Origin of the sequence: Aeromonas sp. 600774 (assembly GCF_049175075.1) — a bacterium.
In the GTDB taxonomy this organism is placed as follows: Bacteria; Pseudomonadota; Gammaproteobacteria; order Enterobacterales; family Aeromonadaceae; genus Aeromonas; species Aeromonas veronii_A.
Genome location: NZ_JAAKUJ010000012.1, coordinates 104,569 through 125,017 on the forward strand (window position 1 = coordinate 104,569; position 20,449 = coordinate 125,017).

General features: G+C 60.5%; 16 protein-coding genes. 8 read left to right on the top strand and 8 right to left on the bottom strand.

What is annotated here, in order from left to right; genetic code table 11:
* Positions 1-9: 9 nt before the first annotated feature.
* Positions 10-912, bottom strand: coding sequence for an AraC family transcriptional regulator (locus tag G5171_RS14365; protein ID WP_019446575.1), 903 nt, complete (start codon positions 910-912; stop codon positions 10-12).
* Positions 913-1,069: 157 nt separating this feature from the next.
* On the opposite strand from G5171_RS14365, the gene yqhD reads away from it, so the two are divergent.
* From yqhD to G5171_RS14400, 7 genes are all read left to right on the top strand, one after another.
* Positions 1,070-2,233 carry an alcohol dehydrogenase gene (yqhD, locus tag G5171_RS14370; RefSeq protein ID WP_335843572.1) on the top strand — a complete coding sequence of 388 codons (1,164 nt, stop codon included), beginning with the start codon at positions 1,070-1,072 and terminating at the stop codon, positions 2,231-2,233.
* A gap of 507 nt (positions 2,234-2,740) precedes the next feature.
* Entirely contained in the window at positions 2,741-4,267 is a 1,527-nt protein-coding gene (pntA, locus tag G5171_RS14375; protein WP_040070064.1) for a Re/Si-specific NAD(P)(+) transhydrogenase subunit alpha, read from the top strand.
* 11 nt (positions 4,268-4,278) lie between these two features.
* Positions 4,279-5,763: a Re/Si-specific NAD(P)(+) transhydrogenase subunit beta gene (gene pntB / locus G5171_RS14380; protein ID WP_005339759.1), complete on the top strand. Its 1,485-nt coding sequence runs from the start codon at positions 4,279-4,281 to the stop codon at positions 5,761-5,763.
* A gap of 98 nt (positions 5,764-5,861) precedes the next feature.
* The gene (locus G5171_RS14385; RefSeq protein ID WP_421250907.1) at positions 5,862-6,641 is read left to right on the top strand and encodes a substrate-binding periplasmic protein; all 780 of its coding nucleotides are present in this window, start codon (positions 5,862-5,864) and stop codon (positions 6,639-6,641) included.
* Between the two features lie 278 nt (positions 6,642-6,919).
* Positions 6,920-8,206 (top strand): serine dehydratase subunit alpha family protein, encoded by a 1,287-nt coding sequence (locus tag G5171_RS14390; RefSeq protein ID WP_421250906.1) that lies wholly within the window; start codon positions 6,920-6,922, stop codon positions 8,204-8,206.
* Positions 8,207-8,339: 133 nt separating this feature from the next.
* Positions 8,340-9,740 carry an L-cystine transporter gene (locus G5171_RS14395; RefSeq protein ID WP_005339766.1) on the top strand — a complete coding sequence of 467 codons (1,401 nt, stop codon included), beginning with the start codon at positions 8,340-8,342 and terminating at the stop codon, positions 9,738-9,740.
* A 98-nt stretch (positions 9,741-9,838) separates the two neighbouring features.
* Entirely contained in the window at positions 9,839-11,167 is a 1,329-nt protein-coding gene (locus G5171_RS14400; protein WP_421260348.1) for a CoA-disulfide reductase, read from the top strand.
* 77 nt (positions 11,168-11,244) lie between these two features.
* Here G5171_RS14400 and arnF read toward each other — a convergent pair whose 3' ends face one another.
* The 7 genes from arnF to arnB are packed head-to-tail and all read right to left on the bottom strand — an operon-like array spanning position 11,245 to position 18,671.
* Positions 11,245-11,652, bottom strand: a complete 408-nt coding sequence (gene arnF / locus G5171_RS14405) for a 4-amino-4-deoxy-L-arabinose-phosphoundecaprenol flippase subunit ArnF (protein WP_421260349.1) — start codon at positions 11,650-11,652, stop codon at positions 11,245-11,247.
* On the bottom strand, positions 11,649-11,993 hold the full coding sequence (locus G5171_RS14410; protein ID WP_216979916.1) for an EamA family transporter: 345 nt from the start codon (positions 11,991-11,993) through the stop codon (positions 11,649-11,651). The genes arnF and G5171_RS14410 overlap by 4 nt, the downstream gene beginning before the upstream one ends.
* The gene (gene arnT / locus G5171_RS14415) at positions 11,993-13,636 is read right to left on the bottom strand and encodes a lipid IV(A) 4-amino-4-deoxy-L-arabinosyltransferase (RefSeq protein ID WP_421260350.1); all 1,644 of its coding nucleotides are present in this window, start codon (positions 13,634-13,636) and stop codon (positions 11,993-11,995) included. Before arnT ends, G5171_RS14410 begins: the two co-directional genes overlap by 1 nt.
* A 31-nt stretch (positions 13,637-13,667) precedes the next feature.
* Positions 13,668-14,567, bottom strand: a complete 900-nt coding sequence (gene arnD / locus G5171_RS14420; protein ID WP_421260351.1) for a 4-deoxy-4-formamido-L-arabinose-phosphoundecaprenol deformylase — start codon at positions 14,565-14,567, stop codon at positions 13,668-13,670.
* Positions 14,560-16,551, bottom strand: a complete 1,992-nt coding sequence (arnA, locus tag G5171_RS14425) for a bifunctional UDP-4-amino-4-deoxy-L-arabinose formyltransferase/UDP-glucuronic acid oxidase ArnA (RefSeq protein WP_421260352.1) — start codon at positions 16,549-16,551, stop codon at positions 14,560-14,562. The genes arnD and arnA overlap by 8 nt, the downstream gene beginning before the upstream one ends.
* Positions 16,548-17,528 carry an undecaprenyl-phosphate 4-deoxy-4-formamido-L-arabinose transferase gene (arnC, locus tag G5171_RS14430; RefSeq protein ID WP_421250901.1) on the bottom strand — a complete coding sequence of 327 codons (981 nt, stop codon included), beginning with the start codon at positions 17,526-17,528 and terminating at the stop codon, positions 16,548-16,550. The genes arnA and arnC overlap by 4 nt, the downstream gene beginning before the upstream one ends.
* 6 nt (positions 17,529-17,534) lie before the next feature.
* Positions 17,535-18,671 (bottom strand): UDP-4-amino-4-deoxy-L-arabinose aminotransferase, encoded by a 1,137-nt coding sequence (gene arnB, locus G5171_RS14435; protein ID WP_421250900.1) that lies wholly within the window; start codon positions 18,669-18,671, stop codon positions 17,535-17,537.
* Positions 18,672-19,070: 399 nt separating this feature from the next.
* Here arnB and G5171_RS14440 point away from each other — a divergent pair, with 399 nt between their 5' ends.
* Complete coding sequence (locus G5171_RS14440; RefSeq protein ID WP_421245082.1) at positions 19,071-20,438, top strand: UDP-glucose dehydrogenase family protein; 1,368 nt, start codon at positions 19,071-19,073, stop codon at positions 20,436-20,438.
* The last annotated feature ends 11 nt before the right edge of the window (positions 20,439-20,449 follow it).

A 20,449-nucleotide genomic window follows, 5' to 3' on the forward strand; every position in this document is an offset into this window, starting at 1 on the left:
CCTCTGTTGTTATCCCTCGATGATGCGCAGCTGGCCATCCCGGAAGCGGGAGGCCTGATCCGTCGGCGTGCTGCCGAAGAAGCGCTTGTACTCCCGACTGAACTGGGAGTTGCTCTCGTAACCGACTCTGGCCGCCGCGGTGCCCGCCTTGATGCCATCGTGCAGCATCATCATCCGCGCCTTGTGGAGGCGAAACGACTTGATGTACTGCAACGGTGAGGTGGCAGTGACCGCCTTGAAGTGGTGGTGAAAGGCGGAGACGCTCATGTTCACCTCCCGCGCCAGCTCCTCCATGGTGAGGTTGTCGGCATAACGGGACTCTATCATACGCAGCACCCGGGCGATCTGGCCCACATGGTTGTGGCGATTGGCGAGCGCCTGCAGCGCCGGGCCGCCCCCCTCGGTGAGAGCGTGGAACAGCATCTCCCGCACCGTCTGCGGCCCCAGCACCCTGGCGTGCAACGGGTTATCCATCAGCTCGATCAGTCGCTCGGCGGCGCAAAACATGGTTTCCGACAGGGGGACCGAGTGGACACCGCTCTTTTGCGGCGCGGGGGCGGGCAAGGCATCGCCCAGCTCCAGCAACAGCTCTTGCAGGGTGACCAGATCGATCTCGATGGTAAACCCGATCAGCGGCTGCTCGGGGGAGGCGAAGCACTCGCACTCGCAGGGCAGCGGCAGGGTCATCAGCAGATAGTGGTTGGGGTCGTAGCGAAACACCTGATCCGCCAGATAACCCACCTTGTGCCCCTGCAGGATTACGATCATCCGCGGTTGGTAGAGCACCGGGGTGCGGCCATGGTGTTCGGTGGTATAGATGAGGTTGACCTGTTTCACCGGTGATGGGGTGATGCCGGGGGCGGTGACGTGGCGGGTCAATCTGGCTGCGAGGTCGCTGTAACGGTTTTGCATGGGGGCTCTTTGATTCGACAGTTCCGGTTTTCGCTGCTTTGTAGAAATAGGCAAGAATCAAGCAGGATGTTGTCTTGATGGTAGGGTGGTTCTGGAGAAAAATGCAATCACGATTTCGCGGCCAGGCCGCCCTCACTATCAGAAGAAGGCAATGTCGATGAACAACTTTACTCTCCATACCCCGACCAAAATCCTGTTCGGCCAAGGGCAGATCGCCCAGTTGCGCGAGCAGCTCCCGAGCGATGCCCGCGTCATGATCACCTATGGCGGCGGCAGCGTGGTACGCAGCGGCCTGCTGGAGCAGATCCGCAACGAGCTGGCTGGCATGACCCTGTTTGAATTTGGCGGCATCGAGCCGAATCCGGCCTACGAGACCCTGATGGGGGCTGTGGAGCTGGCCCGTGCCGAGCGGGTCGACTTCCTGCTCGCCGTTGGCGGTGGTTCCGTGCTCGATGGCACCAAGTTTATCGCCGCTGCCGCGCACTACGATCCGGCCAAGGATCCCTGGCACATTCTCGAGACCGTCGGCAGCGAAGTGCGTTCCGCCATCCCGCTCGGCTCAGTGCTGACCCTGCCGGCGACCGGTTCCGAAATGAACATGGGGGCCGTCATCACCCGTCGCAGCAGTGGCGACAAGGTGCACTTCTTCTCGCCGTTCGTGATGCCGCGCTTCGCCGTGCTCGATCCGGTGCTCACCTACACCCTGCCCGAGCGTCAGGTGGCGAACGGGGTGGTGGATGCTTTCGTCCACATCGTGGAGCAGTACCTCACCTATCCGGTCAATGCCAAGGTGCAGGATCGCTTCGCTGAAGGCTTGCTGCTGACCTTGATCGAAGAGGGCCCCAAGGCGCTGGCCGAGCCGCAGAACTACGAGGTACGCGCCAACATCATGTGGAGCGCTACCATGGCGTTGAACGGCCTGATCGGTGCCGGGGTACCACAGGACTGGGCCACCCACATGCTGGGTCACGAGCTGACTGCCCTGCACGGCCTCGACCACGCCCAGACTCTGGCGGTGGTGCTGCCCGCCCTGTTGCAGGCCAAGCGCAAACAGAAGCATGCCAAGCTGCTGCAATACGCAGAGCGGGTGTGGGGCTTGAACAGCGGCAGCGAAGCGGAGCGCATCGACGATGCCATTGCCGCGACCCGCGACTTCTTCGAGCGGATGGGGGTCAAGACCCGCCTGCGCGACTACGGTCTCAAAGATCTGGGTATCGACACTCTGATCGGCAAGCTGGGTGAGCACGGCATGACCCGCCTGGGCGAGCACGGCGATATCGATCTGGTGCAGAGCCAGCATATTTATGAAGCGGCCTGGTAAGGGCCGCCAATCGGTGCCAAACGGGCGAAACGATTGAATTGCCGGGGTCCTCTCCCGCCTTCTGGCGGCTGAGCGGCCCCGCTTTTGTTGGGAAAATGTTACTTTTCGGCGTTTCGCTGCGAGAAGTGAGACGAAAGCGGATTTCGTAAGAACAAAAAACGCTAAGATAGAGGGCCGGTAAAACATTTTTTTTGACTGGTTGGATCACTTTTTTCAGCCGTTTTTACTGGTATAAGCCTCTAATTTGGTTTGTTTTTTTTAATCGTAGCCAGGGATGGGCTGAATTCTGTACGAGTGCCGTCGGGACTGCGGTTGTAATAAAACTCCAAAATTTGATACTAATCACCTTCGCGCCTGAAAAGCGGGGGCCTGACCATGACAGGAGGTTGAGGTAAAGCCTACTGATTTTCATAACAAAGAGCCCTGGACCTGCACTTTGGTCATGTCTTGTTTCGTCAGAAGTGAGACACTGGGCAGCGATTGTTTATTAACCATCAGGGAATAGTCATGCAGATTGGAATACCGAGAGAGAGTCTCGCCGGTGAGACCCGGGTCGCAGCGACCCCGGCTACCGTCGAGCAGCTGAAAAAGCTCGGCTTCGAGGTCGCCATCGAGACCGGCGCAGGCCTGTCGGCCAGCTTCGATGATGCCGCCTTCGAGGCTGCCGGTGCCAGCGTGGTGCCGAATGTCTGGCAAGCCGACCTTATCTTCAAGGTCAATGCGCCGACCGATGCCGAGATCGCACAAATTAAAGATGGCGCCACTCTGGTGAGCTTCATCTGGCCTGCCCAGAACCCTGAGCTGGTCAAGAAGCTGTCCGAGCGCAACATCAATGTGATGGCGATGGATATGGTGCCGCGGATCTCCCGTGCCCAGTCCCTCGATGCCCTCTCCTCCATGGCCAACATCGGTGGCTATCGCGCAGTGGTTGAAGCTGCGCACCAGTTCGGTCGCTTCTTCACCGGTCAAATCACCGCAGCCGGTAAAGTGCCGCCTGCCAAGGTACTGGTGATCGGTGCCGGTGTGGCCGGTCTGGCTGCCATCGGTACGGCCGGTTCCCTCGGCGCCATCGTGCGTGCCTTCGATACCCGTCTGGAAGTGGCCGAGCAGATCGAATCCATGGGTGGGGAATTCCTCAAGCTGGACTTCGGTGGCGAAGACGGTGCATCCAGCGATGGTTACGCCAAAGTCATGTCCGATGAGTTCATCAAGGCCGAGATGGAGCTGTTCGCCCAGCAGGCCAAAGAGGTGGACATCATCATCACCACTGCCCTGATCCCGGGCAAGCCGGCTCCCAAGCTGATCACCAAAGAGATGGTCGACAGCATGAAGCCGGGCTCCGTCATCGTGGACATGGCCGCTCAGGCTGGCGGTAACTGTGAATACACAGTGCCGGGCGAACTGCATGTCACTGCCAACGGCGTCAAGGTGATCGGTTACACCGATCTGCCGGGTCGTCTGCCTGCCCAATCCTCCCAGCTCTACGGTACCAACCTGGTCAATCTGATGAAGCTGATGTGCAAGGAGAAGGACGGCAACGTTGCCATCGACTTCGAAGACGTGGTTCAGCGCAACATGACGGTGATCCAGGCCGGTGAAGTGACCTTCCCGCCGCCCGCTATCTCTGTCTCTGCCGCCCCGCAGAAACCTGCTGCCGCCAAACCGGCCGCCAAGAAAGAAGAGGCCAAGCCCTCCAACAAGAAGTTCGTGTTCGGTGCCCTCGGCATCGCCGCCTTCGGCTGGATCGCCTCCGTTGCCCCGGCAGCCTTCCTCTCCCACTTCACCGTATTCATCCTGGCCTGTGTGGTCGGTTACTACGTGGTGTGGAACGTCTCGCACGCCCTGCATACGCCGCTGATGTCGGTCACCAATGCCATCTCCGGCATTATCGTGGTCGGTGCCCTGCTGCAGATCGGGCAAGGGTCGACTCTGGTTACCGCGCTGGCGTTCATCGCCGTGCTGATTGCCAGTATCAACATCTTCGGCGGCTTCACCGTCACTCAGCGCATGCTGAAGATGTTCCGTAAGGATTAAGGGGGTTTAACGTGTCTCAAGGACTGGTAACAGCATCCTATATCGTTGCCGCCGTGCTCTTCATCCTCAGTCTCGCGGGACTGTCGAAGCAAGAAACGGCCAAGCATGGCAACCTGTTCGGTATCGCGGGTATGGCTATCGCCCTGCTCGCCACCGTATTCAACCCGGAGACCAGTGGTGTTCACTGGATCATCCTGGCCATGGTGATCGGCGGTGCCATCGGCGTGCGTCTGGCGCTCAAGGTCGAGATGACCGAGATGCCCGAGCTGGTGGCCGTGCTGCACAGCTTCGTGGGTATGGCAGCGGTGCTGGTGGGCTTCAACAGCTTCATCGATCTGCACCCTTCTGCACCTGCTGAGGTGGTCGTCTCCGTCGGTTCCAACCTGGATGCCACTCTGGCAGCCGCCCGTGCGGCGTTCGAGCAGGCCAACAGCGTTGCCCAGGTCGAGCACCTGACCGGCGCCATGCTGAACATCCACCTGGTCGAGATCTTCCTGGGCGTCTTCATCGGTGCCGTGACCTTCACCGGTTCCGTGGTTGCCTTCGGCAAACTGCGTGGTCTCATCTCCTCCAAGCCGCTGATGCTGCCGCACCGCCACAAGCTGAACCTGCTGGCCGTGGTCGCCTCGCTGGCGCTGATGGTCTACTTCGTCAACGCGGGCGGCTCTACCTTCGCCCTGCTGGTGATGACCCTGATCGCCTTCGCCTTCGGCTGGCATCTGGTTGCCTCCATCGGTGGCGCAGACATGCCGGTCGTGGTCTCCATGCTCAACTCCTACTCCGGTTGGGCGGCTGCGGCGGCGGGCTTCATGCTCTCCAACGACCTGCTGATCGTCACCGGTGCTCTGGTAGGTTCCTCCGGTGCGATCCTCTCTTACATCATGTGCAAGGCGATGAACCGCTCCTTCATCTCCGTGATCGCCGGTGGCTTCGGCTCCGATGGCGTGGCCTCCACGGCTGATCAGGAGATGGGCGAATACCGCGAAACCAGCGCCGAGGAAGTTGCTGACCTGCTGAAGAACTCCAGCTCCGTCATCATCACCCCGGGCTACGGTATGGCGGTGGCGCAGGCCCAGTATCCGGTGGCTGAAATCACCCAGAAGCTGCGTGATCGTGGCGTCAAGGTGCGTTTCGGTATCCACCCGGTTGCCGGTCGTCTGCCTGGCCACATGAACGTGCTGCTGGCGGAAGCGAAAGTGCCGTATGACATCGTGCTGGAAATGGACGAGATCAACGACGACTTCGCCGATACCGATACCGTGCTGGTGATTGGTGCCAACGACACCGTCAACCCGGCCGCGATGGAAGATCCGGGCAGCCCGATCGCCGGTATGCCGGTGCTGGAAGTGTGGAAAGCGCAGAATGTCATCGGCTTCAAGCGTTCCATGAACACTGGCTACGCCGGTGTCCAGAACCCGCTGTTCTTCAAGGAAAATACCCAGATGCTGTTTGGCGATGCCAAGGCCAGCGTCGAGGCAATCCTGAAAGCACTGTAAGTGCCGCTCAGAGAGTGAATATCAAGGAGGCTTCGGCCTCCTTTTTTATTGCTCATCCCTTGTATATCCTCAATCCATACGGACCATGAGGGATCTCCATGATGTGGTGTCAGGGTTGGCGAAGGATCGGGTTGTACGGCTGGCTGCTGGCCTCCCTGTTTGGTACTGGTTCGGCCGTGGCGACGAACGAGCCGCCGACTCTGACGCTGCTGACCGAGCTGTGGCCCCCTTATGTGATGCGTGGTGACAATGGCGAGCTGGCTGGCGCCGATCTCGATCTGGCCTGTACCGTGTTGCGCCAGATGGGTTATCGCACTGAAATCAGGGTGCTGCCCTGGAAGCGGGTTCTGCAGCAGGCCCGTCTCAAGCAGGGGGATGCGGTAGTCGACGTCTTCTTTGAACCTTCCCGCCAGCACTGGCTCCACTACCCCGAAGAGCCGCTCTCTTACAGCGGTGAAGTGCTCTTCTATCCATCGGCTCGTCCGGTGGATTTCAGGCAGCTCTCCGACCTCAAGGGGCTGCGGATAGGTATTCAGGAAGATTATGCCTACAGCCCCGATTTTCTGACCGATCCCGGGGTGATCCGGATGCCGATGACGGGGGAGGGGAATGCCATCAAACAGCTGCATCTGATGATGGCCGGTCGGCTGGACGGGGTGGTGCTCAACGAGCGGGTCGGTCGCTACTTGCTGCATACCCAGGGGCTGCAGGATCAGGTGAGCCATGGCTCGCGCCTGCTGACCGACGACAACCGCAACTTCCTCGCGTTTACCCACAAGCCCGGCCACGACCAGCTGGCTATCCGCTTCTCCTCTGCCCTCAAGGCGTTCAAACAGACCCCCGCCTACAAGCAGCTGCTGGCCCGCTACCATCTCTAGGCAGCCCCTCCGTCTGTGCGTTACATCACAATTTGTCGCGCTTTGTTAAAAGATGGGCATAATGGCGCTGAAAAAGCGATGTTGCGCAACTTAATTTGATTTTATTGATATTAAAATCAAATTAAGTTGATTGGTATGGGCTGTCATCAGACGGCCACCTCTCTCGCGACGCCACGGCGACGCGTTCCTGCTTGATGCTGACCCAGTGTCACCCTTTTTTACCATGCTGTTGCCTGTGGCGATGACAGGTATTGCACTACCAAGATGAGAATGCACAGATGAAACCACAATGGACCGACTTTGTTACCCTGCTCAAGCGTGAAGTGGTGCCCGCCCTGGGCTGTACCGAGCCGATGTCGGTGGCGCTGGCGGCGGCCAACTGCCGCAAGCTGCTGGGGGAGACCCCGACCCGCATCAGCGTCTGGGTCAGTGGCAATCTGTTCAAGAACGGCATGGGGGTCGGGGTACCGGGCACCGGCATGATCGGTCTACCGGTGGCCGCTGCGGTCGGCATCACAGGGGGCAATCCCGATGCCGGGCTGGAGGTGCTCAAGACCCTCACACCAGAACAGGTGGAAGCGGCCAAGGCGCTGCTGCCGGTGATCAAGGTGGATGTTAAGGATGTGCCGGACGTGCTCTACGCCGAGGTTCTGGCCGAAGTTGAAGGGCACAGTGCCCGGGTGGTGATCTGCACCGACCACACCCGTATCATCCTGATGGAGAAGGATGGCGAGGTTCTGATGGAGCAGGCCAGTGCCCCCGGCGTGCAGATCCAGCCAGCCAAATCCGCCAAACCGACCATGACCCTGCGGGAGATCGTCGATTTTGCATTGGAAGTGCAGCTGGCGGAGATCGACTTTATCCGCGAGGCCGCCACCATGAATCAGGCGCTGGCAGATGAAGGGTTGCAGGGTTACGGCCTGAAGATTGGCAAGATCCTCACCGAACAGGTGGAGCGCAAGCTGCTCTCCGATGACCTGATGACCCTGGCTATGCGCCTCTCCTCCGCCGCCTCCGATGCGCGGATGGATGGTGCCATGCTGCCCGCCATGTCCAACTCCGGTTCTGGCAATCAGGGCATTGCCGCCACCATGCCGGTGGTCGCGGCCGCCCGCTTCCTCAAGGCGAGCGACGAGCAGCTGACCCGGGCACTGGTGATGAGCCATCTGGTGGCCATCTACATCAAGACCTATCAGAACAAGCTGTCGGCCCTCTGCGCCGCCAGTACCGCCGCCATGGGTGCCGGTGCCGCCATTACTTGGCTGCTGGGCGGCCAGTATCAGCAGATCAGCCACTGCATCAACAACATGATTGGCGATGTCTCCGGCATCATCTGCGACGGCGCGGGCAGCGCCTGCTCCATGAAGGTCTCCACCTCCACCTCGGCGGCGGTAAAGTCTTCGCTGATGGCCATCAACAACCTGCATGTCCCCCAGAGCGAGGGGATCGTTTCCGATGATGTGGACCAGACCATCGCCAATCTGGGCCGCCTCTCCAAAGAGGGGATGCTGGATACCGACATCGAAATCATCAACATCATGCGAGCGAAACAGCAGAAGCAGTGAATCTGTGACAAGGGGGCGATAGACCCCCTTGTTCTTGTCACGACGGCGCAGACCGTCTGACACGGTTGCCAGGGCAAGCATGGCGCTTGCTCTTGTTTCTCGGGCGCAAGCCCGCTTTTTGGGGAGTCATACCATGACATTTAGCGTTATCGGCAATCTGGCCATCGCCGCCATCTTGCTGTTCTTTCTCTACCGGTTACAGGAAAAACATGTGAGCTTCACCCGCCGGGTATTTGCCGGTCTGGGGCTCGGTATTCTGTTCGGCGCCGCGTTGCAACTGCTTTACGGTGCTGGTTCGTCCGTCATTGTTCAGACCATCGACTATCTGGATATTGTGGGTAGCGGCTATGTGAAGCTGCTGCAGATGATCATCATCCCGCTCATCATGGTCTCCATCATCAGCGCTATCTTGAAGCTCAATGGCGGCACTGCGCTGGGCAAGATCAGTGCCATGACCATAGGCGTGCTGATCTTCACCACCGCTATCGCCGCCGGGGCGGGCATCCTGATGTCCAACCTGTTTGGCCTGACCGCTGAAGGGCTCACCTCCGGTGCCGCCGAGAGCGCCAGGGGCGCCGCGCTGCAGACCACCCTCGGCAGCGTCGAGAGCATGTCTTTCGCCAAGATGATGCTTGAGTTTATTCCGGCCAACCCCTTCCTCGACATGACTGGCGCGCGCAAGACCTCCACCATCGCCGTGGTGATCTTCTCCATCTTCATCGGCCTCTCTGCCACCGGCATCGCCCGCAAGAAGCCGGAGATTTTCGCCAGCTTCAGCCACTTCGTGGCCGTGGCCCACGCCATTGTGATGCGGATGGTGACTCTGGTGCTGCGCCTGACCCCGTTCGGCGTACTGGCGCTGATGACCAAGGTGGTCTCCGGTTCCAACTACGCGGATATTCTCAACCTGCTCAGCTTTGTGATGGCCTCTTACGGCGCCATAGCCATCATGTTTGTCGTGCACCTGCTGCTGGTGAGCATGGTTGGCATCAACCCGCTGCGCTTCCTCAAGAAGATCACTCCGGTGCTGGCGTTTGCATTCACCTCTCGTACCAGTGCGGGCTCCATTCCGATGAACGTGCAGACCCAGACCAAGTCGCTGGGTATTCCTGAGGGGATCGCCAACTTCGCTGCCTCCTTCGGTTCCACCATCGGCCAGAACGGCTGTGCCGGTATCTATCCGGCGATGCTGGCTGTGATGATTGCACCGACTGTCGGGGTCAACCCGATGGATCCCGGCTTTATCATGACCCTGATCGCCATCATCACCGTCAGCTCCTTCGGGGTGGCCGGGATTGGCGGTGGCGCCACTTTTGCCGCGCTGATCGTGCTCTCTGCGCTGGACTTCCCGGTGGCGCTGGCCGGGCTGCTCATCTCCATCGAGCCGCTGATCGACATGGGTCGTACCGCGCTCAACGTCTCCGGCTCCATCACCGCAGGGACGGTGACCAGCCGCCTGATGGGCGAGACTGACATGCATGTCTTCAACAGCGATCACGAAGTGAGTCTGGACGGCGAAGAGTCCACCGTCTGATTTGCTATCGGTTGATCTGGACGTGGGAAGGGGCGACTCTTTCCCGTCATAGACCGCAGGGAGGGCATGCCCTCCCTGCGCCATTGAGAGGAAAAACTATGAGAATTCTGATCATCGGTGGCGAAGCCGCCGGTATGAGCGCGGCCGCCAAGGCACGCCGTCTGGCCATCGATGCCGAAATCGTGGTGTATGAGGCCTCCGAGGTGATCTCTTTCGGTGCCTGCGGCCTGCCTTACTTCGTCGGTGACGAGTTTCAGGAGCCCGGTTACATGGCCGAGTTCACCCCCGAGCAGTTCGCCGCCAAGGGGATCGAGGTCAAGATTGGCCATCGGGTGCTGAGCGTTGATGCAACTGCTCAGACCCTGGTGGTGGAGCATAACGGCGACACCTTCACCGATCGCTACGATCGGCTGATGATCGCCACCGGTGCCCGTGAAGTGATGCCTCCCATCCCCGGTTTGCAGCAGCAAGGGGTATTCGGTCTGCGCCGGATGGCCGACGGACTGGCGCTGAAGGCTGCGGTACAAGACAAGAACAATCGCCGCGCCGTGGTGATCGGCTCCGGCTTTATCGGGCTGGAGGTGGTCGAGGCGCTGGTCCATCAAGGCAAAGAGGTGCGTCTTATCGAGCTGGCGGATCGGGTCATCCCCGACGCGTTTGATGGCGAGATCACCCAGCACATCGAAACCGAACTGCGCGAGCAGGGGGTCTCTCTCCATCTGGGTGAGCGAGTTGAAGCGCTGCTGGGGGATAGCCGGGTGACCGGCGTGCGCACCAGCCAGGGTGAGTACGAGGCCGATATCGTGGTGGTCTGCACCGGGGTCAAGCCCAACACCGAGTTTCTGGCCGATACCGGTATCGAGCGGCTCGGCAACGGCGCCATCAAGGTGGATCGTCAGGGACGCAGCTCGCTGGCCAATGTCTGGTCGGCCGGTGACTGTGCCAGCGTCTGGCACAGCGTGAAGCAGCAGCAGGTCTATGTGCCGCTCGCCACAATCGCCAACAAGCTGGGGCGCATGGTGGGTGAGAACCTAGCGGGGGCCGAGCAGGAGTTCCCGGGCACCCTCGGCTCTGCGGCGCTCAAGGTACTGGGGCTGGAGGCGGGCCGTACCGGCCTCTCCGAGCAGGAAGCCAAGGCGATGGGCATCGATTACCGCACGGTGGTGATCAAGGACAAGTGCCACACCAACTACTGCCCGGGCCAGTCCGACATTCACGTCAAGCTGGTCTATGAGACGGGCAGCAAGCGGCTGCTGGGTGGCCAGATCCTCGGTCGCAAGGGGGCGGTACACCGCATCGACGCGCTGGTGGTCGCCATCACCATGGGGGTGACTACCGAGCAGCTCGGCATGCTGGACTTTGCCTACGCGCCCCCCTTCTCCCGCACCTGGGATGCCCTGAACGTGGCGGGTAACGTCGCCAAATAAAGGGGGGCAGGCCAACCTGACAGTGACAAGAGGCGGCACAGGGTGCCGCCTCTTTTTTCGCTTAACCTTGCCCTTTGTCAGGAACCGGCAGGGGGAGTCTGCCGCTCCGGCTGGCTTGCCGCAGGTTTGCTGCCGACCAGCACTGCGCCGAAGAAGATAAGCGCAACGCCTGCCGCCTTGCTCGCCACCAGCGGTTCGGCAAAGGCCGGCATGCTCACCGCTAGCAGATAGACCAGCCCGTAACTGGTGCTGAGCAGCGGGTAGGCGATATTGAGCGGCGTTGAGTGCAGCGCCGCCAGCCAGCAGAGCATCGACAGCCCGTAGCAGAGGATGCCGATGGCGATGGTGAGGAGCGGCAGGGGGTGAGCCAGCATCACGGCGGGATCGGCCTGCCACTCAGGGAGGCTGATTGCCCCCCACTTCATGCAGAGTTGCGCCACCGTCACCAGCACTATGCTGCCCAGTACGTAGAGATAACCCTTCATAGCAGACCTCCCAACAACAGGGCGCCGACGATGATGGCGGCAGCCCCCAGCCAGTTGCGGCTGCTCACCGGCTCGCGGAAAAAGAGGCGCGAGCCGAGCATCACCAGCACCAGATTGAGGCTGAGCATGGGGTAGGCCATGCTCAGTGGCAGCCGCTGTAGCAGGTAGATCCAGAGCAGCATACCGCTGCCAAGGGCTGCAACGCTCCCCAGCAACCAGGGGGAAGCGAGCTTCTGCCAGTGGTCGTGCGGTGTGCGTTGCCAGCTGATGACCGCCTGCTTTTGCAGCATCTGTCCCGCACTGGTGAGGAGGCTGACCAGCAGGAGGAGCAGGATATCCATCAGCGACTCCCGTGGTAGACGAGCAGAGTGAAGCGGTGACTGCGGATGGTCTGGTCTGCCGGAGGCAGCGCAGCGATCTCCTCGTCATCATTGGTGCGCAGCAACAGGGCTACCTGCCCCTTCTTGCGTGCCTGTGCCAGCCAGTTCGGGAACTCCTCTTGCGTGATGTAGCGCCCCTTGCCATCGGGGTAGTCAAGGCCATATCTCAGTTCACCCATGCTATCGAGCAGGTTGACCTCGCTGCGTTTGGTCTCCCAGGCGATGGAGGAGGCAGTACCCACCTCGTTGGCCAGCAGGGTGTGGGACTCCATCAGGATCTCCCGGTTGGCCTTGATGAAGTGCTCCGGCAGTTTGGAGTCTACCAGCGATAACGGCAGCGCCAGCGGCAGGGCGATGGCCAGCACCATGGGACAGAATGTACTCAGCTGCCAGCTGCGGGCGGGGGCTACCAGCTGGATAAAGCCAAGCAGCGACCAGCCGACGAAGATGGCCATGGCGATGGCCAGCTTGCCCATCTCGTGGCGGCCGTAGACCGCATGTTGCGGCGAGAAGGCCAGTACCGCCAGCACTCCCACGCAGATCAGGCCAAACAGGCCGTTGATCCAGGCGTTGAGGCGAAATGGCTGATCCCGTCCCTCCTTCAGGGCATTGACCGCGCTGTTGGCGAGCAGGATGGCCAGCGGGGCGAAGCAGGGCAGAATATAGGTGAGCAGCTTGCCCTTGGCGATGCTGAAGAAGATGAAGGGCAGTACCAGCCAGGCCAGCAAATAGAGAGTCTGCGGACCTACCTTGCGCTCCTGCCAACCCTGCTTTAGCGCGCCCGGCAGCAGCCCCAGCCAGGGCAAGGTGCCGAGCAGTCCCATCGGCAGGTAGTACCAGAAGGGGGATTTGTGCTGGGCATCTTCCGAGGCGAAACGCTGGATGTGCTCAATCCAAAAGAAGTAGTGCCAGTAGTCCGGTTCCCGCTGATGAATGGCGATGGCCCAGGGGGCGGCCAGCAGGGCGGCGCTCAGGATGGCCAGCGGCCCGAAGCGCACCAGCTCGAGCAGGCGCCCTCGGGTCAGCATATATGGGACCAGCACGATCACCGGTACCGCCAGCGCGATGAACCCCTTGGTGAGAAAGCCCATGCCGCAGGCGAGGCCAAATAGCAGATAGCCCGCCATCCTGCGACCGGGTGGCCCCTCCTGCCGGATGAGGTAGAAGCTCACCATGGCGGCGTTGAGCCAGAGGGTCACCATGGCATCCAGCACACTGTAGGTGCCGATGCCGTAGACAATCAGGGTCGAGAGATAGATGAGGCTGGCGAACCACGCCTTGCGCCGGCACTGCCAGAGCTGGAGGGTAAACCAGAAGACCAGCAACGCGCTCAGCCCGGTCGAGGCGGCCGAGGCGAAGCGGACGGCAAAGTTGCTCTCGCCGAACATCAGCTGGCTGAGGCTGTTGAACCAGTAACCGGCGATGGGTTTCTCGAAGTAGCGCAGGCCGAGGAAGTGGGGCACCACCCAGTCACCCGTGGTGACCATCTCCCGGCTGATTTCGGCGTAACGGTTTTCGTCCGGGCTCCACAGCATCCGCTGGTTGAGCGGCAGCAGGTAAAAGAGCAGAAAGAAAAGGGGCAGGGCCCATCGGGTCATCTTCATGAGATCCTCGGTTGCAATCTGGTGAGCGGGTTCATGGGGCTGCTTTGCAGCCGAGCCACCCTTCGCGTCCCGGCAGGGTGCCGCGCAGCAGATGACCGGTCGGCAGTTGAGTCGGGTCGGACGGGAGCAGCTCGCCAAGGGGGACGAAACGGATGCCGCGCGCTTTGGCCTCGCCGAGCAAGGCATCGAACTGATCCGCCATGACGATCCCCTCCACTTCGGCGTGGATGGTGTAGACATGGGGGCCCGGTTGCGGTGCCGCAGTCAGCTGCTCCAGCAGGAAGTGGTTGAAGCGCTCGACTGTCACCTGATGCCCCACCACCTCGTCGAAGGTGGGCAGGTTGACCGGGATCTGCGGGGTGCCGGGACGACCATCCTCCAGAATGGGGCGGAACAGGCCGCTGCCGCGGCAGTCGCTGTTGTAGCGAAAACCGAACTGCTCCTTGGCTTGGGTGGTGAGCGGGTCTGCTCGCCAACCAGCGGCGGCGGAGCAATCCACCGCGCGCCCCAGGATCTCGCTCAGGGCATCCACCCCGAGCCGGATCTGGCGAGTCAGCTCGGCTTCGTCCCAGCGCCCGGTGTTGGCCTGCCAGCCGTGGTGATCCCAGGCGTGCAGCCCCACTTCATGACGGGCGCTGTCGGTGTCGCGCATCAGGGAGCCGAGCTGCTTGCCGATGGATTTGCCTGGCCAGGCGGTGCCAGCCAGCAGGATATCGAGCCCATACAGAGATGCTGCGTTTGAACGCAGCATCTTGAGCAGGAAGCGGGGTTTTAGCAGGCGCCACAGGTGGCGCCCCATGTTGTCGGGACCGACCGAGAAGAAGAAACTTCCCTTCACCTGATGCTGGTCGAGCAGCTGCAGCAGGCGGGGCACCCCGTCACGGGTCCCCCTGAAGGTATCGACGTCGATCCGCAGACCCACCTCAATCATGTTCGACTCCCGTTGTGACAGCCCCTTGCAGAAAGAAGTCCAGCGTCTTGCCGATGGTCTCCTCCATCTCGATGGTCGGTTCCCAATTGATCAGCTTGCGGGCATTGCGGATGCTCGGACGACGGTGGGAGACATCCTGATAGCCATCGCCGTAGAAGGACTTGCTCTCCACCATCTTGAAGCCGGCGAACGGCGGGAAGTGGTCGCGCAGCGGGTGAGCATCGAACTTGGCGAGCAGTACCTCTGCCATCTCGCGAATGCTCGCCTCGTTATCCGGGTTGCCGATGTTGATGATCTGGCCGTTGCAGCGATTGCCCTTGTTCTCGACGATGCGGAACAGGGCTTCGATGCCATCCTCGATATCGGTAAAGCAGCGCTTCTGGGCGCCGCCATCCACCAGCTGGATCGGGGTACCGTCCACCAGATTGAGAATGAGCTGGGTAATGGCGCGAGAGCTGCCGATGCGGGCGGAGTCCAGACTGTCGAGGCGCGGCCCCATCCAGTTGAAGGGGCGGAACAGGGTGAAGTTGAGCCCCTCTTTCTTGCCGTAGGCCCAGATGACCCGATCCAGCAGCTGCTTGGAGACGGAGTAGATCCAGCGCTGCTTGTTGATGGGGCCGACGATGAGGCGGGATTCATCCTCGTCGAAGCTGTGATCGTCACACATCCCGTACACCTCGGAGGTGGAGGGGAAGATGATGCGCTTGTTGTACTTGACGCAGTAGCGGACGATCTTGAGGTTTTCCTCGAAATCGAGCTCGAACACCCGCAACGGGTTACGGGTGTACTCGATGGGGGTGGCGATGGCCACCAGTGGCAGGATCACGTCGCACTTCTTGATGTGATACTCGATCCACTCGGTATGAATGCTGATGTCCCCCTCCACGAAGTGGAAGTTGGGGTGGCCGATGAAGCGATCCACGGCGCTGGAGCCGATGTCGAGGCCATACACTTCGTAGCCGCCATCCTTGAGCAGACGCTCGGTCAGGTGGTTGCCGATAAAGCCGTTGACGCCGAGGATCAGCACCCGGGTCAGGCGCGCCTTGCGCAGGGCATTGCTCGCCTTGGCGCCGATCTTCATTCCTTCGACCAGCCCCAGTTCGCGGGCAAGTTGGGCACCGCGTACATAGAGCCCCCCTTCGGCCTGGCCGGTCAGGATCTCCAGCACCCCCTCACCACAAGCCACGCGCAGCGGGTCGTGGGAGAGAATGGTGCCTGGCTGCAGGTCGTTCTGGATCGCCAGTGGCTTCGCCTGCCAGACCGTCAGCTTGCGATCACCGGCGAAGCTGAAGGCGCCCGGGTAGGGTTGGGTGACGGCGCGTACCAGGTTGTAGAGATCGCTGGCGGGCTTATCCCAGCGCAGCTCGCCATCGGCCGGGGTGCGGCGACCATAGTAGCTCGCCTTGCTCTCGTCCTGCGGGGTGAAGGTGGCGTCCCCGCGCTTGAGTTTGACCAGCTCCCCTTCGAGCAGGGCGCGGGCTGCCTGGCGCATCTTGCCATGCAGGGTGAGTGCGGTGTCATCGTGGGCAATGGTTACTGCCTGCCGGGCAAGGATATCGCCGGCATCGGCACGGGCCGTCATCCGGTGCAGGGTCATGCCGGTCTCGGTCTCGCCGTTGACCAGACACCAGTTGATGGGGGCGCGGCCGCGATAGGCTGGCAGCAGGGAGCCGTGCAGGTTGAAGGCCCCGACGGTTGGGATATCGAGGATCTCCTGCTTGAGCATGTTGCGGTAGTAGAAGGAGAAGATGGCCTCCGGTGCCAGCTCGCGAATGCGCTCAATCCAGAGCGGATGGCTCACATCTTCGGGAGAGAAGACCGGCAGGTCGTGATCGGCACAGAGTTGGGCGACCGAGTCGAAGAAGCGGTTCTCGCCCGGATCGTCGGCATGGGTAAAGACCGCCTGGATCTGGTAGCCGGCCTGAAGCAGGGACTCGATACCGGTGCAGCCGATATCGTGATAGGCAAAGACGACAACGTTCATGATTGAGTTTCCTGTTGCGAAGCATCCGGGGTGGAGCGAACGATTTGGTGAATGAAGTAGCGGGGACGGGCGCGCACATCGGTATACATTCGGCCTATGTACTCACCCAGCAGTCCCATCCCGATCAGCTGTACGCCGACAAAGGTGAAGAGAATGGCAAACAGGGTGAAGACGCCATCTGCTGCCCAGTCGGCACCCAGTAACAGGCGCAGCAGCAGCAGCAGGATCGAGAAGATGAAGCCGATCCCCGCCACCACGCTGCCGACGATGCTGAGCAGGCGTAGCGGGGCCGTGGTCATGCAGGTGACCAGGTCGTACATCAGGTTGATAAGGTGCATCAGGCCGTATTTGGATTCGCCGTGGGCCCGCTCGGCGTGGCCCACCTCCAGCTCTGTGGTACGGCGGGCAAAGCTGTTGGCCAGGATGGGGATGAAGGTGCTGCGCTCCTGACAGCAGAGCATGGCGTCGATGATGTGGCGGCGATAGGCGCGCAGCATGCAGCCGTAGTCGCTCATCTGGACGCCGGTCGCCTTTTGTACCGACTTGTTGATAAAGCGCGAGGCCGTCTTGCGAAACCATGAATCCTGCCGGTTTCGGCGGATGGTGCCGACCACGTCATACCCTTCCATGGCGGTGGCGACCAGCCGCGGGATCTCTTCCGGCGGGTTCTGCAGATCCGCATCCAGAGTGATCACCAGATCCCCAGTTGCCGTCTCGAAGCCCGCCATGATGGCGGCATGCTGACCATAGTTGCGGTTGAGCAGCACGGCGACCAGCTTGCTCCCTTCGCGATTGGCGGCTTCGCTGATGATGGTGGCGGATCGGTCATTGCTGCCGTCGTCGATCAGGATCACTTCGTAATCCTGGCTCAGCTGCTCGCAGGTGTCGGTCACCCGTTGCAGCAGTTCCGGCAGGCTCGCCTCCTCGTTGTAGATGGGGATGATGACTGAGACCCGTTTGATGTCGTTATGGTTCACGTATTGTTACTCCAGTATGTCGGTCAGGGCTGCCACGACCCGATCCACGTCGGAGAGCGTCATGTCGGGGAAGAGGGGCAGGGTGCAGAGCCGTGACGAGTTCCACTCTGTGTTGGGTAGCGAAAGATCCGGATAGCGCTCCCGGTAGTACTTCTGGGTGTGTGCAGCGCGAAAATGCAGGCCACTGCCGATGCCTCGCTCCTGTAGCGCCTGCATCAGCTGATCGCGATTGAGGCCGCACTGCTCGGGGTTGACCCGCACCATGAAGAGGTGCCAGGCATGCAGATGGGGGTAGGTGGGGATGGCAAGCGGTGCCAGCGGCAGGTTGGCCAGACGTTCATGGTAGCGAGACACCAGCTCGACCCGCTTGGCATTGAGCTCGGGCAGTCGGGCCAGCTGCACCAGAGCGATGGCGGCGTTGATGTCGGCCAGGTTGTATTTGAAGCCCGGCATCAGCACCTCCGCCTGCGGCTTGCGTCCCAGCGTCATGCGGTCGAAGGCATCGACCCCCAGGCCGTGGAATTTCAGCATGCGAGCCTTGTCGGCCAGCACCTGGTCATCGGTCACCAGCATGCCTCCCTCGGCACAGGTAAGATTTTTGATGGCGTGGAAGGAGAAGATGGCGGTGCCGGTTTCCCCGACCCAGCGCGCGCGATAGCGGGTGCCGACTGCATGGGCGGCATCTTCGATAACTGGAATATCGTGCTGGCGACCTAGGGCGAGGATGGGGTCGAGGTCGACCGGTGCCCCTGCGTAGTGGACCGGGATGATGGCCCGGGTGTTGGGGGTGATGAGTGGTTCTATCTGGTCGACGCTGACCATCAGAGTATTCCTGTCCACATCGACAAAGACCGGGGTGGCCCCCAGCAGGGTGATGATGTTGATGGTGGAGACCCAGGTCTGGGAGGGGGTGATCACCTCGTCACCCGGGCCAATCCCCAGCGCCATCAGGGTGACATGCATGCCCGCGGTCGCGGAGCAGAGCGCGACCGCATGCTGGCAGCCAAAGGTCTCGCAGAAACGCTGCTCCAGCTCATGATTTTTCGGACCCGTGGTGATCCATCCCGATTGCAGCACCTCGCTGACGGCACGGATCTCGGCCTCGCCCATGGCAGGCTTTGAGAATGGCAGAAAGTCTTTCATACGACTCCGGTCTTAATGTCGCAAAAAATAAAATGACGATGAAAATCGGCATTACCGATTTTCACTGGAAATATGCCTGGGGAAAGTGTCGAGATTGCTCGATATATTTTGAAAGTAGCTGAATAACGAGTTTTTATTCAAGCGCACAGCAACACTTGGTAACAATTACTGCCGCTTTGGTGATGTAAGTTAATATGGAAATATCTCGTAACAAAAAATTGCTTGGTTTTGTTTTGGGTTGGTGTTTAGCCATTTGCCTGGGTTCACAACCAGAATTATCAGCTGTTGCTGAACGGGTTGGTTGTCGTTCAAATTGACACTGCTTGTTACAAATTGCCCATAGTGCAATTGGGTAAAGGATGTAAAGTTTCCATCATTACGCATTATGGGAAGGTTGTTATGAATATCACAGTATTTGGCAGTGGTTATGTTGGACTGGTACAGGCAATTGTATTGGCTGACGTGGGACATCAAGTTGTCTGTATCGATCTTGATGCAGATAAAATAAATAGATTATCCCATGGCGAATTACCAATATATGAGCCGGGACTGGATGTGTTATTACACCAGACATTGCAAAATGGCTCGCTGACATTCACCACGGATATTCCCATGGCGGTTACCCACGGTGACGTGCAATTTATCGCCGTCGGTACGCCCCCTGATGAGGATGGTTCGGCCGATCTGAGCGCCGTCAGGGCGGTGGCGAGATCGATTGCCCAGCATCGTTCAGATGAGGTGATCATCGTCAACAAATCCACCGTGCCGGTCGGTACGGCAGACAAGGTATTCCACTGGGTCATGGAGCAGCAGGCCGAGCTTGGCAAGCAGTTCGAGTTCGATGTGGTCTCCAATCCCGAGTTTCTCAAAGAGGGGGCGGCCGTCCGTGATTGCCAGCGTCCGGATCGCATCGTCATCGGCACCGGTAAGGAGCGCTCCAGAGCCGTCATGCGTGAGTTGTATGAGCCATTCAATCGCAATCACGACCGCATTCTGTTTATGGATGTTCGCAGTGCCGAGCTGACCAAGTATGCCGCCAACTGCATGCTGGCCACCAAGATCAGCTTTATCAACGAGATGGCTGGACTGGCCGAGCGGGTCGGTGCGGATATCGAGCTGGTGCGGCAGGGGATTGGTGCCGACCAGCGTATCGGCTACCAGTTTATCTATCCCGGTTGTGGTTATGGCGGGTCCTGTTTCCCCAAGGATGTGAGGGCATTTCTGGCGACTGCAGCGGCCCTCGACTACGACACGCCGCTTATTCGTGCGGTGGAGCGGGTCAACGAGCGGCAGAAGTTCAAGCTCTTCGACACCCTGGCCTGCCACTTTCACGAGCAGGGCGAGTCGCTGGTAGGCAAGACCATTGCCATCTGGGGACTCGCCTTCAAGCCCAATACCGATGACATGCGCGAAGCGCCGAGTCGGGTGCTGATGGAGGCGCTGTGGCAGGAGGGGGCGCGGGTGCAGGCCTTCGATCCGGTGGCGATGAAGGAGGCCCAGCGTATCTATGGTTGCCAGCCCGAGCTGTCGCTGATGGGGACCAGGGAGGCGGCGCTGGCGGGGGCGGATGCGTTGGTCATATGTACCGAGTGGAACGAGTTCAAGGCGCCCGATTTTGCCCAGATCAGGAAGATGCTGGCGCACCCCCTCATCGTCGATGGTCGCAATCTCTACGATCCGCTCAAGATGAAGGGGCTGGGTTTTTCCTACTATGCCATCGGGCGTGGGGAGACCATTGCAGAAGGGATGAGCCATGCAGAGTGCTGATATTTCGCAGC

What these genes read in the sequence shown, in the direction of transcription:
- G5171_RS14365 (WP_019446575.1), bottom strand. Translation starts at nt 912, where the DNA reads ATGCAAAACCGTTACAGCGACCTCGCAGCCAGATTGACCCGCCACGTC.
- yqhD (WP_335843572.1), top strand. Translation starts at nt 1,070, where the DNA reads ATGAACAACTTTACTCTCCATACCCCGACCAAAATCCTGTTCGGCCAA.
- pntA (WP_040070064.1), top strand. Translation starts at nt 2,741, where the DNA reads ATGCAGATTGGAATACCGAGAGAGAGTCTCGCCGGTGAGACCCGGGTC.
- G5171_RS14385 (WP_421250907.1), top strand. Translation starts at nt 5,862, where the DNA reads ATGATGTGGTGTCAGGGTTGGCGAAGGATCGGGTTGTACGGCTGGCTG.
- G5171_RS14390 (WP_421250906.1), top strand. Translation starts at nt 6,920, where the DNA reads ATGAAACCACAATGGACCGACTTTGTTACCCTGCTCAAGCGTGAAGTG.
- G5171_RS14395 (WP_005339766.1), top strand. Translation starts at nt 8,340, where the DNA reads ATGACATTTAGCGTTATCGGCAATCTGGCCATCGCCGCCATCTTGCTG.
- G5171_RS14400 (WP_421260348.1), top strand. Translation starts at nt 9,839, where the DNA reads ATGAGAATTCTGATCATCGGTGGCGAAGCCGCCGGTATGAGCGCGGCC.
- arnF (WP_421260349.1), bottom strand. Translation starts at nt 11,652, where the DNA reads ATGAAGGGTTATCTCTACGTACTGGGCAGCATAGTGCTGGTGACGGTG.
- G5171_RS14410 (WP_216979916.1), bottom strand. Translation starts at nt 11,993, where the DNA reads ATGGATATCCTGCTCCTCCTGCTGGTCAGCCTCCTCACCAGTGCGGGA.
- arnT (WP_421260350.1), bottom strand. Translation starts at nt 13,636, where the DNA reads ATGAAGATGACCCGATGGGCCCTGCCCCTTTTCTTTCTGCTCTTTTAC.
- arnD (WP_421260351.1), bottom strand. Translation starts at nt 14,567, where the DNA reads ATGATTGAGGTGGGTCTGCGGATCGACGTCGATACCTTCAGGGGGACC.
- arnA (WP_421260352.1), bottom strand. Translation starts at nt 16,551, where the DNA reads ATGAACGTTGTCGTCTTTGCCTATCACGATATCGGCTGCACCGGTATC.
- arnB (WP_421250900.1), bottom strand. Translation starts at nt 18,671, where the DNA reads ATGAAAGACTTTCTGCCATTCTCAAAGCCTGCCATGGGCGAGGCCGAG.
- G5171_RS14440 (WP_421245082.1), top strand. Translation starts at nt 19,071, where the DNA reads ATGAATATCACAGTATTTGGCAGTGGTTATGTTGGACTGGTACAGGCA.